The 17,156-nt window shown below is 34.1% G+C and carries 7 protein-coding genes; all 7 read right to left on the bottom strand.

Annotation, left to right across the window (positions count from 1 at the left end; genetic code table 11):
* Positions 1 to 70 precede the first annotated feature (70 nt).
* Complete coding sequence (locus HGP29_RS22360) at positions 71 to 2,155, bottom strand: beta-galactosidase trimerization domain-containing protein (protein ID WP_168884676.1); 2,085 nt, start codon at positions 2,153 to 2,155, stop codon at positions 71 to 73.
* A gap of 52 nt (positions 2,156 to 2,207) precedes the next feature.
* A complete protein-coding gene (locus HGP29_RS22355; protein ID WP_168884675.1) occupies positions 2,208 to 3,947 on the bottom strand; it encodes a glycoside hydrolase 5 family protein in 1,740 nt (579 codons plus the stop codon).
* A gap of 296 nt (positions 3,948 to 4,243) precedes the next feature.
* Positions 4,244 to 5,836 carry a sodium:solute symporter family transporter gene (locus tag HGP29_RS22350; RefSeq protein WP_168884674.1) on the bottom strand — a complete coding sequence of 531 codons (1,593 nt, stop codon included), beginning with the start codon at positions 5,834 to 5,836 and terminating at the stop codon, positions 4,244 to 4,246.
* A gap of 8 nt (positions 5,837 to 5,844) precedes the next feature.
* Positions 5,845 to 6,888, bottom strand: a complete 1,044-nt coding sequence (locus HGP29_RS22345) for an AraC family transcriptional regulator (protein WP_168884673.1) — start codon at positions 6,886 to 6,888, stop codon at positions 5,845 to 5,847.
* A gap of 247 nt (positions 6,889 to 7,135) precedes the next feature.
* Positions 7,136 to 12,427, bottom strand: coding sequence for an MBG domain-containing protein (locus HGP29_RS22340; protein ID WP_168884672.1), 5,292 nt, complete (start codon positions 12,425 to 12,427; stop codon positions 7,136 to 7,138).
* A 30-nt stretch (positions 12,428 to 12,457) separates the two neighbouring features.
* Positions 12,458 to 13,999, bottom strand: coding sequence for a RagB/SusD family nutrient uptake outer membrane protein (locus tag HGP29_RS22335; protein WP_168884671.1), 1,542 nt, complete (start codon positions 13,997 to 13,999; stop codon positions 12,458 to 12,460).
* A 13-nt stretch (positions 14,000 to 14,012) separates the two neighbouring features.
* Positions 14,013 to 17,132 (bottom strand): SusC/RagA family TonB-linked outer membrane protein, encoded by a 3,120-nt coding sequence (locus tag HGP29_RS22330; protein WP_168884670.1) that lies wholly within the window; start codon positions 17,130 to 17,132, stop codon positions 14,013 to 14,015.
* Between the last annotated feature and the right edge of the window lie 24 nt (positions 17,133 to 17,156).

Raw genomic sequence — 17,156 nt, 5'->3', positions numbered from 1 at the left:
AATAAAATTTCATCTTATCATTGATTTGGTATATATATTTTCAAGCCAAAAAATACTTTTATAGAATTTACTAGTTTACTAAAGAAGCAGTTGTTGCGGATTCCCAACCGATTACAATCGTTTCTTCAGGTTTGATCGTAAACGCCGTTTTACCATTTACTTTTTTACCTAATGATTCACCATATAGAGAAACTCCTGTGAAGTCATTTAAACCTGTTAATTGAACGCTTTGAGTTTTTTGACCTTTATTGATTAACACAGTTAAATATGTGCCTTCTGTCTTTAGAGTTTTCAAAAGAACATTTGGTGTAGTAGTAGCAAATGCTATTATCTCTTCGTTTTTTTGTGGTAGGGTTACTTTCTTTAAAAACTCAACCAATGAAGTATTATCTTCACTAACTCTAGCTCCTAAACCAATACAAGAAGGCACCCAATATACTTCACCTTTACCAAACTTGTTTTTTGTACCTAAAATTTCATTCTCTGCCACAATAACAGGCTTTGCATTTTTCACTTCAATGCTTCCTTTCCATAAATGTGCATTTAATGCTGCATGTGTATCAAGCAACGGGATCTCAAAGGTATTACCTACTACCTTATATTCAGCAATATTACCTCCTAATAGGTTCTCAAAAGGAGTTGATGTATTCAATAAGCAAATTGCTCTTTTATCGTAGTAACCTGTAAGTCCCGTAACAATTAGTTTCCCACCTTTAGAAACAAAACTTTCTAGATCTTTCTTATATTCTGGGTCAAGACTCACTTGGTTAGCCAAAACAATTGTTTCGCCGATGTAATTCTTCTTAGTGAAATCAAATCCTCTGATATCTTTAATATTTGATTGAATCCCCAAATCATTGAAAGCTTTGTAGAAAGCCATAATCGATTTGATCGATGCTCCTTCCAATCTTCCTTCAAAATCCCCAGGTTTAGGAGATTGTAGTTTTTGTTCAATGTAAAAACTTGGGGAAGTATATAACAAGTTGACTCCTGATTCTACAACTACCGATTTTTCAAAATAAGTTGGGTTATCTTTGACTGCTTTTGCAACTTGTGATGCTGCAATTAGACGATCACTTGGTTTGTTTTGGAAATTAAGCATAGACCACTCACCAGCTTCTACACCAGAGGTTCTAGGGTTTAATGTCCAAAAAATTGCACCTCTAGCACCTCCCGCAAAAGAAGACCATAACCATTGTTCAATTTCCTCTTTGGTAGGACACATAGCGTCATAACCACTAAACGTATTGTTACCCCCTTGCAGTTCTGTCATCATCCAAGGTAAATTACCTGCACCTCCTCTAACGATTTCACCTATACCAGAAATACCATGTGTATATTCCTCCCTATTAAATATTCCTAAATGCCAACTTGCATGGGCAGATGCTCCTAACGAACCCAAAATAGGTTCCCATTCCTGCAGATCATACTCAGGTAAATTTTCAAAAATACCATGAGGGTTTACATGAACATGGCTTTCTGGATGATATTCATGTACTTGATCTTTTAACCATGTTAAGTACCATGTATTAGAATAACGGTAAAACTCATACCAAGAAAGGTCTAGGTATTGGTATCCAGTTCTTTCATCAAAACCTGTTCGATCTAAAGACTTCTTAAAGTCTTCATATTTCTCTAACGCAAAAGTATTTTCTTCTAATTCGCCACCACCAGGCTCATTAATTAACACCCAAGTATCTAAAGCAGGATGATCTTTATAATGAGAAACTACAGCTTTAATAAATGCAGATACTTCATCAAGCTTTTCTTTAGAGCCAGGAAATTTAAAGCCTCCCAAATCATCAAAGGCAGTTTCAGGAAAAATTGTAGCAAATACTCTAATATCGTTTTTCTTTGCTTCATCAAATGCAATATCAAACAACGAAAAATCCCAATTTCCTTGGGTGTCTTTCATGTACGTTTCAAACATTCTAATACGACATACATTCATATCATGGTCCTTTAGGATTTTGAACCATGTCCTAATTTCCTCTTTAGTCTGACCAGGCTCTATAAATACCTGACCTCCTACAAATGGAGTTTCAGTTAATACTGTTTGTGCCGATATGTTATTTGTTATTCCGATCAAACTAATAGATAGTAATATTGTACTAAGATGTAAATATTCTCTTAGCATTAAAAAAAATTTTTTCATTGTTATGCTTTTTATAGAAGTCACTATGTGCAATACTTTTGTTCATCGAATTCTATTTGCTTTTACCTTGGTCCCATTCAACACAATACTTTCCTGCGTTTACTCCAATATCAGTAACCAACTTATTTTTAAGGATTAAGGTTTTATGACCTTTCTCTATTCGATAAACATTCACTTTCTTACCTTCAGGGATTAAAAGCCCTACATCAATTTTATGTTTCTTATTGTAACTCAATTGTGTATTGATTTCACCTTTTGGATTACTTATATTATCCCAATGAGTGTATTTCCATTTACTATCTGGTTGAATATCAATAGAAATACTATTCTTATCTACAAATAAAGAATACATACCTTTACCATCATACTTTACCAAACCATTGTCTTCATACCCAATGACTGTAAAAGGATATTGCAAGTTGATATCGATGTTTTTTTCATGCTTTCCTAAAGAAATAAAAAAATGGTCATCACTGTAAAAACAATCATCATTTTTAAAAGAGTAACCATACTCCGCCTTATTATTTTGCAAAATGTTATGGTTAAATATTTTACTCGCTGTCATAAAGCTAACTGCTTTTACAGGTGTGGTTTTTAAGTTGAAGAAATGTGATCCATTGTAATATTCTGCATAAATAGGCAAACCATAAGTCCATTGTGTTGCCACTTGTACTCTTAAATTTGTAAAAACATCCGCCATAGCTGGATATAAATAGGCACTCTGATTAAAGAATGTTTCAAATTCATAACAAGCCACAAACTTTTCCTGAAACTGTTTCTCATTTACCCATGCTAGGTACGAATTTTTTGTTTCTACTTTTTCTAAGTATTCTGTAAAGTCAATATTTTCCAAGTTTTCAGGGTGTTTCCAATAAGGCTTCTTTGTATTGGCCTGTCCAGGATATAAACAAAAGGCCACTCCTTCTACAGAAGATTTTGCAATGGCTCTTTTTAGTGCATTCCTTCCATTAAAGAACTTGTTCCAATTACAATTCCAAACCACTGGGTGTTTTGCTCCTGTAGACCGGATAACTTTATACATTCTATTGATAAATTCGGTAGTGTACTCCGCTGTATATGCATCGTAATTTTGCAGAGTGGATACTTTCTGATTTTCAGTTAACCAAACATTATATCCTTTTAAGTATGTTCCATTATTTTCAATATGTTTGAAATTAGGGTAATGAGGCTCATTTAATATCTCAAAAAAAAGAATATTTGACTCATCTTTGTATGCTACTTTTGTGTAAGGATTTACATGATTCAAAAGTTCTTTAATATATACTTCTATCTTATCCAAAGATTCTTCCTCCGTTAAGATGAGTTCTTTATTCTTTAAATATTTATTGAGAAATGAAGATTGGTCATATCCTTTTGTCATCACATTAACCAAAGTAATATAAACCTTAATGTTATTTTTCTTAGCTAAAGAAAGCGTATAATCAAGATTCTGAGAATAGATATTATCTACAAGATGTCCTTCCTCATTAGTAAAATCATTGGGGGTTAGGTGTAGCCTAATTGCTTGTACCCCTAAAGTTATTAACTCTTTTATTCCTTCATCTGAATTATATTTTAATAATTCGTTTGAAAATTTTTTACCTGAAGACTTTAGTCGCTCTTTATATTCCCAACTTAAACATGATTGAAAGTTCACACCAAAATATGCAGCTTTAGAACCATCTGCATTAAATAACTCACCATTTTTCACAAAAGTGAATGAGTTTCCCTGTGCAAACAATACTGATGCAAAGTAGGTTGAAATAATATAAAGTGTAACTAATAATTTCATGTCATTTCTTTCATTCAATCTAAAATGTCAAATTCAAGGCATTCTAAAATGATCATATACAAATGTACTTTCTGCCTATCCAAGTTTTGTTATATAACCTAGTCAACTAAATACACAAGATTGCCAAGTTTAAAATTTACTGTATCATTTATAATGAAAAGCTGATATAATATATATTATATGACTCATTATTATCCATTACCTGTTAGTCACTAATATACACTTTGATAAAGTACCGCTATTAACAATACTGTTTATCCAAAGAAGTTAATTGAATATTTTTTGAATAGGATTAGTTAATGAACAATAAAGCCTTCCCAAACTATTGTAAAAAGTAACCACATAATTATCACAAAAAAAATAGGTAGTTTCATCTTGTGAAAATGGAAAATTATTGATTTTTGTCCGTTTTCCTCCAAACAATCATAAATTGTAAGGTTTTCAAAGTTCTTTCTTTTTGAATTAATTGAAAGAGCAAAGGCGACAATAATCGTAATGAAAAAGGAGAATATTCCTCTATACACAAAGTTTATATTGGTAAGGAAATGTATACTCACAGAAATAATAATTCCAATAAGCATAGCATAAAAAGCTGATTTACCATTTATTCTCCTTGTGAAAATTCCTAAGCAGAATAATGCGGAAATCACACTGAATATATCAGCAACTACCCCTTGAATAAAATCTGTAATAATAGGTGATTTCATTGCCATAGGCATCACAAGAAAAAGGGCAATAATCATTGTTGATACCTGTACAATTCTAGCTACTTTTTTTAATTCATTACTACTAGCTTTTGGTTTGAATAATTGCTTATAAATATCTAAAGAAATGGACGTTCCTGTTGCTGTCAGCAAACCATCTACTGTAGAAATCAATGAAGCTATTAACCCTGAAATAATAAGGCCTCTTCCTCCCTTCGGTATAACCGCCTGTATACTTAATAGATATGATTTATCGGGTAGCACATCTGGGAATTTTTGTGATGAGATAATTCCAATAATATAGGCAATACTAAAGGTAATCACATGTAATACACCCATCATTAGAATACCTTTTTGTGCATGCACTTCCGATTTGGCTGTCAATAATCTTTGCACCATTCCGTAATTACAAGCAATCCAACTCATACCTGCAATACAAGCCCAAAGAATACCAAAAGGTAGTGGGTACCATGACTCTGTAAAAATATCAAGGTCGTATTTACCTAAAGTGCTTAATAGAGAAGTCTCTGCTTTCGTTTGACCTTGAATATTGATGAACGTCTCCCAACCCCCAAATGAGATAAAAGTAACTACCCCAATCACAAACAATGTAATAAGAATAAAGATACTTTGGAAAATATTGACTTTAAGTACGGTGTTCATCCCTCCGAAAATTACATATCCTCCTACTATTAATAGTAATAGCAATGCTCCAAATTCGGTAGAAATTCCTATAAACTCATTGAGAATTAACCCTCCTAAATAGATAGATGTTCCAAGAATGACAACGTTATAAATCGCCATCATCAAAGAAAATAGCGTACTTGTTCTGGTATCGAATCGTTTTTCTAGATATTCGGGTGTTGTTTTAATTCCCGATTTCCAATAGATCGGTATAAACACTAAAACCACCAATGGAGCTACAAACCACATATTGGCGGCATTGGGTTGAATCGCAAAACCCCAAACATAACCAACACCTGCTACTCCCATTATGCCTGTATCGATAGACATAGACAGAATAACAAGTGCAGTAGAAAACCATCCTAGTTCTCTCTTTCCTGTTAAAAAATCTTCTTTTGCATCTCTCTTACTCTTTTTTGAAAAGTAGGCTCCAAGTAGAAAAATTGAAACCAAATACAAGAGAATTACTAAATGATCTATATCGAAATCTAATAATCCCAATTCAATATTTATTCTGTTGTAGAGGGTTCTAGCTGGTGATTTAAAGTTCTGTATTCACTTGGGCTTTGACCAGTATGTTTCTTAATCACTCTGCTTAAATGAAACTGTGATGAAAACCCTGTAAGATCTGCTATTTCGGCTAATGAAATTTGTGAATGTTCCAATAGTTTTAAAGCTCTATTTACTTTAAACTGTAATATATATTGATGTACAGAAACACCTTTTTCTTTTTTGAAAAATCGGAATAAACTTCTTTGACTCATAAAGACTACCTCTGCTAACTCTTGAGATGTAATATTCTTCTCTAAGTTGTCTACAATATAGGTATCAATAATCTTATTTCTTTTGTTGGTCAATTCCATTTCAGGAAAGTTGTATTCCATGCTCTTCTTGTCCCACATATGACGAGAAAAAGCTACAATTATCTGTTGTAATAAACCTTTAACATTAACAATATACCCTGGCATTCTAAATGAGGCTTCTTCTAAAATAGACTCAAATAACTTCCCTACGTTATGATGATCTTTATAAACTTTCCCCGTACTCTGCGTAATCAACTCCATAACTTTCTTTAAATCTTGATTTATGGTATGTATATCAGCATCAAGTTTTTTTGGCTCGTAAGTACATCTAAAACTGTATTCTACTATTGGATCGTCTTTGTCTGCGATTTGGAAATGGAATTGCCCTGCCGGGTTTACAAAAACATCTCCTTTCTCAACATGATAGATTGTGCATAAATCCTCTAACTCCTTTTCTTTATTTTTCTTGAGATAATACTCTAATAAAGAATCTACATTGGCACTGTTAGACAGACCTTTCATCTCTAAGACATGCTCACTATTCAAAAATTTAGGGTCTAAGATCCCAATCGTTCCCTTACCGGAAGCGATATAATGAAACTCGAAATTGGGATGAGCGTGAAGTCTGAACTTTTCTTCTGAATCAAAACGATAAATATGCAAGTAATCTAAAAGAATACATAAATTTTCGTCATCATAATCCAGATTTAGCTCGTCAAGGATTCTGGTTCTTTCGTAATTATGTGCCATAAATAAAGGTTGTAATCACAGATTATTTAAAAAAATTCCTTTATGGATGTAAGTGTTTTTTTTTCTATAAGTTATATCTTAAAGATAAAAGTATAATCTTCTAATTTAAAATTTTCATAGCTGAAATTGGTATTTTATACACTTAAAATCCGATATATTATTCTTGAATCGAACAAAACGACATAAAGCCGACCTTTCAGCATTTTTGCAAGAAAGATCGGCTCTTAGGTTGAATAATGTCAACTTATCATTTTATAATATGTTTTTTCGTGATTCTTCTATTCCCATCTGTAATATCAATGATATATACACCTTTAGCAACTGTACCTAGATCCATTTTAATTTTCTGACTATCGAATAATTTTGTTTTGATCACCTCACCAGTTAATGAATATACTTTTAGAATCCCTGAGTTAAAATTAGTTTCAAGAGTAAAGTTACCATTACTTGGTACAGGATAAACTGTCAATTGATCTTCTAAATTATCATGAATATCATTAATGATAGTCCCTTCTGAATGTATAATTAATGTATCTGTTACAGTGCCTTGATAATAAGGATCGTCAATACTTAATTTGACAATATATTCACCAACTTCAATTGGTAGATCTGTAGAATCATTATAGGTAATAAGAATATCTTCGAAATAATAGGTCGAATCTGCTATTTCTATATCATAATATACCTCTTTCGCTCCTTGATCAAATACATGCTCTAGATTCGATAATGTAATTATGAGGTTTATTTTCTCTATCTCATAAGTTAACAATGCACTACCTTCATAACCTTCTTGGTTAATTTCTATGTATACTTTGTGCTCTCCTAATGAAGACCCATCCCCAGTATTGAACTCATAAGTGTATTCCAATTCATAGTCGCCAGTAATAACAGTCGGTAATACTTCTTCACCAAAATTGTATTCTACTACTTTATCTGCTAGAGTAATATCCACTTGGATTGGTACAATTTCATAGTTGAATTCTTTACTTATTTCTTCATATCCTACTTCATCAATCGTAGCCACTACAGTATAAGCTCCTAACCTGATTGGATCTATATCTCCTACTATTTTAAAGTCGATGTTTAAATCCTTTCCATCTGTATAAACTGTAGGGTAAACTATTTCTCCAGTATAATACATTTCAGCATCTGCAGTAAAGCTATTTACCTTAATTGTTTTCACCTCAACTTCAAAAGTCGCCTTCCCTGAATAACCACTTGTTATTACTTCCGCCGTAACACTATAAATACCTGGAAGAATAGGATCTGCTGAATATGTTAGTGAAAAGTCTACATCCTTAGATAGGGTGAATAAATCTTTAGTTACTTCAATATTACCTGTATAATCATACGAAATAGGCTGTGAAATAGTAATGTTTACTGGCTCAAGCTCTGTCAATGTGATTTCAAAAGTTTTTGAACCATTATACCCCACTTGATTTGCAGTAACGATGATATCGTAAGAACCTGCAGTAGCAAGATCAATCGCTGAAGTATTTACATCAAAATTCACTTCTGGATCTGAAGAAATTAACGCTTCAAAATCAACTACAGAATTTGTTTTGAATGTAGTTTCTGAGATTGTAAAATCTACTGTTACAGGATTGATTGTGATTGTTTTTTCGTATGCACCTTCATACTCAGTAGAGTTTACAGTTGCAATCACTTTGTATGTACCAGGGTTAGTTGGTGCAGCTCCTAAATCATTCCCTTCAAGATCTTCATAAGATAAATCTACTGTTAAATCATTAGGATATACTTCGTATGTAACCTCAATTGCCGTATTATTAAAATCAAATTCTTCTGTTTCTTCAAATGTGATAAATGCAGGCATTAATGGATTTTCTACCTCATTTTCGATCAATAATGCTAACTCATTTAACTCTAACTTTTGATCAAAATCAAACTGATAATGCATATAACCTCTTGGGTTATCGATCTTACCATTGAACACCTGAAGTGCTTCGCCTTCTACATTGTCAATAGAATACATTCCTAATTCTTCATACACTTCTCCATCAGCAGAACCTTTCAATGTCCATGAAAGTGACTCCTTCTTGTTATCAAATTCATTTGATAAAATCAATGTTGAAGCATCTGGAGCAACAGCACCTTCTAATGGTGTTGCACTTTTTTGATTGTACAAGTACTTCACTTCTTCTGGAGACAATACGCCCTCATAAATTTCGAAGTTATCTACTACAGATGGAATACTGTTCTTTTGAGAGTTTGATGATACTCTACCATCGTAACCTAAGTATAGTTTTTTGTAGTTAATATCACCTGTTAAAGTTGGATTTCCACCTTTGACATTGTTCGTCTGAACACCATCCACATAGATTGTAATTGAACTGTTAGTTTCACTTCTCTTTGCAATAGAAACCACAACATGATGGAAAGTATTTGCTTCAAAAGCATAATCTACTTTTTGGAAAATTCCACCTGCAATATCTCCAGCCAAACCAATTCCATAAGCAGGGGTACCGTCATCATTCTGATTGTTACTTGAGATACCAAACATTAGATCATTACTACCTTCTAAAGTCAATAATACTCGGCTACTTGCAATTGAATTGTCTGTTTGAATCCATGTAGAGAATGTAGAGTTTTGAACTGACTGATCTAAATCCTCTAAATCAATAGTGATTCTTCTATCATTTGTCACAAAACTTAACGCTCCATTTTCTTCACCATTCACACCCTCAACTCTTGTAAATTCTTGGTCAAACAATGTCGCATCTTTATAGTAAGAATCTGCATACGCATTTGGACCAACAGTAGAAATGAATTCATTGGTGTTGTACTTCAATTGGAAGTTATCCACTACAGTTCCTTCGTCTAAAGTAAGATCTAATGTAGTGTTTTTCACAGCTTTCCAATAGCTTGCATCATCATTATCTCCAACGTTTTCAGGACCAAATTCTTCTTCGAAATCTGATGAAGCATATGTTGTCACTTCTTTTACAATTGGCTCATCTGTATCCGGGTCTGGAGTTTCAACCGAGTTGATTGTAAACGTTACTGCATTAGATACAATTTCTTTGTACCCTACTTTCTTGATCGTAGCAGTTAAAGCATTGTAAACCGTAGCTGCATTTGGAGTAGCACTCCATTCTAAATCCTCTTCCGTAATTCCGTCTCCTAATGTAACCGATGGGAACTGATCTTCACCTGTAAAATCAACCACTTCATTATCTGCTAAAACAACAGATGATTCAATACCTTCTACTGTTACATCAAATGTTTTTGTACCTTCATAACCGTCTGCAGTGACTGTTACTTTTACTGAGTAGTCTCCTGGTAAAATTGGCTCTCCATCTTCAAATGTAAGATCAAAAGTAACATCTTCTGATAAATTGAAAAGTGCCGCATTTACTTCGTTGCTTCCTGTATATGTATAAGTAATTTCTTCGCCAGATACTAAATTGATATCCACTGGAATATCACCCGAAACTGTGATTATAAAATCCTGAGTCCCTTCATATCCTGTTTGATTTGAAGTTGCAGTGATAGTATAATCTGTAGGAACTGCCATATCAACAGCCTCTGTATTTACAGTAAATTCTACAGCAGGAGACGGTGTGATAAATGTTTTAAAGTTTGGTGTTGTATTGATATCAAAAATCAATGTTGACATCTCAAAAGTTACTGCAACAGCATTGACTGTAAATGTCTGCTCGGCTTTAACTTCAGCATCATCTGTTAAAGATGCTACCACTTTATAAGTTCCTGGATTTGTTGGTGCTTCTGCTAAAGGAGTATCATCTTTATCAAAGAAAGCTAATGTTACAGCAGCATCGACAGGCGTTGTAGATGTTGTGATTGATACAGGGTTTCCATCAAAAGTAAATGTATCTTCACTTGTAATAGAAATAGCATTTGGTTCTACTACTCCACCTTCAACAGGATTGGCATGAATTGCAATATTATCCAATAACAATTGGTTTGTCCCTTGGAACCTAAGTATTGCATTTCCTTCAACTGGAGTATCTAAATTGAATGATGTTTCTTGAACTTCAGCAGTACCAGTTACAGTACCTACTTGTTCTCCGTTTACCATTACTTGAACTGTACCTGTTCCAAAAGAGCTATTTTTATATAGAAAAGCCACTTTTGATAAACCATCTACTAAAGCTATTTCGATAAAACCGTCATCTTTAAACCTTGCTGTATTACCATTGATTGTATTGTCTGAATCCGTAGAAGTACCTGACCCCAATAAGTTTTTATAAGACCACTTGTACTGTCTTAATGAAGAACCAAAATTCTGTTGGTTAAACTCTCCTTCTCCGTCAGTTTGATCTAAAACAACGTTTGCAAATTTTTCTTCGAAGCTAGTTTTTGTAGATAATTCAATTTCTGCAACTTCAGCTGTATGATCAAAAACTAATTGATAGTATTGATAAAAGTTTTCAGTTATAGCATTTGAGTAGTTTTGTGTTTCTCTAACTTCATCAGTTGTTGATATCGTTTCAATATCAGTATAATCTACTCCGTTCGTTGAACCTTTTAATACCCATTGAGAAGTAGTTGGAAGGTCATTAAAATTATTTTCGAATAGAGGCACATCTACAAATGCTTCTTCACCATCAAGTAAAGTAGATGTTTCTGTTCTATATAGATTTGCAACCTGATTAATATCTAAAGCAGTATTAAATATCTGAACTTTGTCGAAAGTTACATTCGTATTAATTTTATCCCCATTACCATTTGATAGCCTACCATCGTAACCTAAAATAAGTTGTGAGAATCTTTCAGCTGCATGCATCGATGATGTATTTGATGAATTGGTTGCATTGTATTGAACACCATCAATATACAGTATGTTTTCAGCTTTTGAATTCTTTGCATTATTCACAATGACAACATGATGGTACGTATCAGCTAGAAACTGACCACCTGTGATTTGGTATACACCATCACTTGAAATTACCCCATCATCACCCAAATCCAATTCAGCATTAAAACCTTCACCAGCCAAACCAGCAGTATGGGATGCTGTATTTTTTGTTAAGCCAAACCTTCTATTATCGTTTGTAATCACAGTAAAAATCAATCTCCCTTTACCATCAGAATCATCCATCTTCACCCACATAGAAAGCGTAGAGTTAATCATCGGAATATCTAATTCATCCAAGTCAAACACTAGTCGACTTGAACGGTCTCCAGCACTGAAGTTGACTTCTTCGATTGGCCCTTCAAGTACTTTAGCTGTATAAACTAATGGCTCTTTATATTCTTGTCCATTTTTTGACAAATAACTTTCTTCATAACCAGAAGGACCATGTGTTGAATTTACTTTAGTGTTTCTATATTGGATTGAATAGGCATCAATTGGCATAGGTTTATCCAATTCCAATGTAATTGTTTTGCTATCAATTGCGTTCCAATAAGTATTGTTACTACCATCAACTGCCTGTGATGCACTGAAGTTAGTTGCATTATCATCAGAAGATGCAGTTTGTACAGGATACCCCAACTGTGCTTGTGCCAGCTGTCCTCCTAAGATGAATAAAAAAAGTAATAATATATTTTTCATAATCTAAAAAATCATTTCAATGTTAGTTATCTATTTACCAGTGTAGTAAGGCTTCTGAGAGATATTTCTATTCGATTGTACCTCTTTGTAGTAGTATGGCCAGTACCAGCTTCTTGGTTCATCTACAATAGAACTGATAATATCGATTGATTCTTGTGGCAATACTCCATCGATCCAGTTGTAACCGTACAGTGAAAGTGCATTTCTCATATAATCTGCATTTCCTCTACGCTTACTCAAACGAACTAAGTCGAACCATCTTGAACCTTCATAGGCTAATTCTCTTGCCTTTTCATCCATGATGGCATCTTCAATAGTTTCCATATAATCTCTTGGAGATAAGAATCTTGGATTGTTTTTCTGATAGTCGTTTGCCGGCTGAATACCTGCTCTTGCTCTGATTTGATTGACAATGTCTAGTGCTTCTTGTTTTCTACCCAAACGGTTCAATGCTTCTGCCTTATTTAGCATCACACCTGCCAGACGGTAAAGGATATAGTTTACATCTCTGTTTCTTCTCACTTCAGTATCTGAAATACCTACATATTTCCAAGGAATCGTTCCCTCTCCAGAGTAAGATGCATTAATACCTCTAATGTTATCAATATTGTTTGCATTGTCTGCTTCCCAATATTTCTTGTTTCTGAAATTCGTTTTATAAATCTGGCTACCATAAGGAACACCACCTTCTCTGTTGTCTCTTCTGTTGAAAATCTGTAATAGATCATTCTCCACTAAATACACTACATCGTATTGTAATTCGAAGATACTTTCTGGTTGGTTTCCTACTCTAAATAAGTCTACCCAAGTTTCACCAGTCTGCAGTTGGTATCTTGGAATCGACAATACAGAATCTGCAGATACAACTGCATTTGCATAGTCTTTCATCCATAAATACACATCCGTTTTCATAGAATAAACAGCTCCTCTTGTTGCTCTACCATGATTTTGACGTTCGTCTACTTGATAGTCTATCACAATATCCAATGCTAAAGCAGAATCTAAATCTGCAATCACATTCTCAAACATTTCCATTTGAGAAATTGGAGCATTATGGAAATCCTGACTTGCAGAAGTTGTAGGTACTTTTACATATGGAGCACTTTCAAAAACTCTAGCCAAATAGAAGTGTGCTAAAGCTCTCATGAAGTATGCCTCCGCCATGATATTGTCTCTCTCCACAACAGTAAAACTATTATCTCTATCTACAATTTTTGGCGTATTTACAATAATCTGATTCGCTTGGTTGATCACTGAATACATCGACTGCCAGTTAGCACTTTCTGATAATTCTGTGATTCCATTTCTACGAACATTATTAAAGATATCGTCGAATGTTGCGCCTTCTCCCCCATAGAGGATATCGCCTCTACCATCTCCCCAACAAACAAGACGTTTTGTTTCATCTCCAAACGTTCTGTAACAGCCCATGATTGCGGCTTCAGCATCCAATCCGTTTTGCCAATAGTCATCCATTTTTACAGATGATTTTGGATCTACTTCCAAAAGACTACTGCAAGAGAAAGATAAAACGGCTAATGCTATTGATATAATATTATTGATTGATTTCATCTTAAATTTCTTCTTAGAATTGAACATTTACACCCATTGTTACGCCTCTGTTTGGAGGATAAACATATCTGTCGATTCCAATTGCACCTGGATTGTTAGAATAATTCACTTCTGGATCATAACCTAAGTAGTTTGTCCATGTTAAAAGGTTGTTACCTGTGATGGTGAATCGGATACTGTTGATTCCAGCGTTTTTAATCGATTCGTTCATGAGGTTATATGAAAGTGTAACTGTTTTTAATCTTACATAAGAACCATCTTCTACCCATCTTGAAGATTGGCGACCATTTAACATTGGGTCACCTTGGTAAGCTCTAGGTACATCCGTGACATCTCCATTCTTTCTCCAAGATCTCAAAGTAGCTGTTGTCATTGCATCTTGTGCCGCCTGACTCTCTAATTGACTTCTTGTATAGTTATAAATTTGATTACCTATTGAGTACTGTACCAATACGTTAAGTGAGAATCCTTTATAACCGAATGTGTTATTAAATCCACCAAAGAATTTTGGTTGTGCATTTCCGATAATTTGACGGTCATCATTATTAATCACACCATCACCATTTAAATCTTCCCAAATTACATCACCTGCTTCGAAAGGTTGATTACCATTTAAACCATTTTTCATTGGAACTTTTTCGCCATTAGCTTTAGTAGTCATCACGTCTTCCGGAGTAGAATAAACTCCTAACGCCTTCCAACCATAGAAATTTCCTAATGGCTGACCTTCTTCGATGATAGTGAATAACTTACTTTGATTATTACCTACTTCTAAGAAGATCGGTTCATTGTTTGGTAAATCCAACACTTGGTTTTTCGCAAATGTGATGTTACCACCAGTAGTCCATGTAAATTTCTTATCGAATACTGTATAATGTAAACCTAATTCAAGACCTTCATTTAGGATAGTACCAGAGTTTTGTAATACCTGATCAAAACCAGAAGTCTGTGAGATATTTTTAGCAAGTAATAAGTCTTCTGTAGTCTTGTGATAATAATCCGCAACCAATTTCAATTTATAGTTGAAAAGTACTAAATCTACACCGCCGTTAAATTGCTTAGTTGTTTCCCAAGTAAGGTTTTCAACATTCATACCCGTTGGAACTGAACCGCCTAAGATATAGTTGGCTACTGGAGAATATAGACCGTAAGCGTTGAAATCTCCAATGTTTTGATTACCTGTTAGACCATAACTTGCTCTGAATTTCAGATCACTCAATGGTTTAAAGTTTTTCAAGAACTTCTCTTTTGATGCTCTCCAAGCCAATGCAAACGATGGGAAAGTACCAAATTTCACATCTTCACCAAACCTTGAAGAACCATCGTATCTAACGTTTACTGTAGCATAGTATTTACCCATGAAATTGTAAGCTACTTTACCAAATGTTGATACTAATTTGTTACCTGTCCAGATATAATCAGAACCACTTAGTCTTAAGTATGAGTTTACAAATTGGAAGTTATCTGATGCACTACCGTAAGTATTGATTTTCGATCTTGGCTTCTCATTATGTAAGTAGCCAAAACCTGCAAGTACATTTATGTTGTGCTTCTTGTTGAATGATTTTTTATAAGATAAAGTATTATCCCAGTTGATACTCGACAAGTTAGATGTTGCATTAGAGCCTTGTGCTTCTTGTAAGTAATTGTAAGACTCTTTAGAAGTAAAGATATTTTGCTCTACATGATTATAGTTGTAAGATAAACTTGTTTTGAAAGTTAAATCTTTAAAGATTTTCCAGTCACCATAAACATTCGAGTTTACAACATTATTTGTCGTTTCCGATAAGTTTCTTTCCATTGCGATAAATGGATTTAAATCTCTTGCGAAAGCTGACGTCTCAAATGATGGCAATACATTTCCGTTGATGTCTCTTTGGTATGGATATAAGTAAGTTGGCAATGTAGTCATCGATTTAATCACCGCATGTCCACCACCGTTGTCCATTTTTGTTCTTGCAAATGATACTCTTGCACCAATTGTCAATTTATCATTTACGTCATAATCCAATGTCATTCTACTAGATACTCTATCAAAACCTGTTGCTTTAATAGTACCATCTTCAGTATAATATCCACCAGAAATAAAATACCTTACACCATTTTTACCACCATTCAAACTTAAGTTCATGTCTGTAAACTGACCCGTTTGCTGTAATGCTTCTTGCCAATTAGTGTTATTATTATAGGCATAGAAGTCATTACGAGCAGGGTTGTTGGTTAAAGGGGCATAGTATGAGCTATTATAAATATCTAATGCTGGGTTTCTATTGTATGCAGCTTCGAAGATCTTTGTTTTGTTTTGATCTCCCGAAAGCATAGAATAGTTATTTGTAATCTGTTTAAAGCCTTGTTGGAAACCTACATTAAATGTTGTCTTTCCTGCTTCTCCTTTTTTCGTTGTGATCATTACAACCCCATTAGATGCTCTTGCTCCATAGATTGAAGTCTCTGCAGCATCTTTAAGGATAGTCATAGATTCAATATCTTTAGGATCTAACCAACTCAAAGGGTTGCTTCCACCAGACTCTGCTCCACCACCAATTCCTGTATTATTTACGATTGGTACACCATCTACAATATATAATGGATCGTTACCTGCACCAATCGAAGTCGTTCCCCTAATTTTCACAGAAACTCCACCACCTGGAGCTCCAGAACTATTGACTACCTGTACACCTGGCGACATACCTTGTAGCATACTTTGTACATCAGTTACCTGCCCTGTTACATCTTCTGATGACACTGTTGAGATCGAACCCACTACATCTTTTCTAGCCATTGATGAATAACCAACCACCACAACTTCTTCTAGTTCAGTAGAACCAGATACCATCTCTACTTTTAGTCTCTCCTCATCACTCTCTACTTTGATTTCCTGATCTTGGTAACCCAAATATCTAAATACCAAAGTCTCTCCTTTATTGATTGCAATCTTATATTTACCATTAAAATCGGTAGACACACCAAAAGTGGTATTTTTTACATTAATGTGTACACCTATTAATGTTTCACCTGTAGCAATATCTTTTACTACTCCTCTTACAGTTAACTGTTCTTGAGCCTGAGCTACAGTAACACTTGCAGCAAAGCACAAAAGAATAGATAAATATGTCAGTAATATTTTTTTCATATGAATAGATTCTATGAGTAATAA

The organism is Flammeovirga agarivorans (genome assembly GCF_012641475.1).
In the GTDB taxonomy this organism is placed as follows: domain Bacteria; phylum Bacteroidota; class Bacteroidia; order Cytophagales; family Flammeovirgaceae; genus Flammeovirga; species Flammeovirga agarivorans.
Note: the sequence above shows the minus strand (reverse complement) of the source record. Positions and strands in the feature narration are given on the sequence as shown.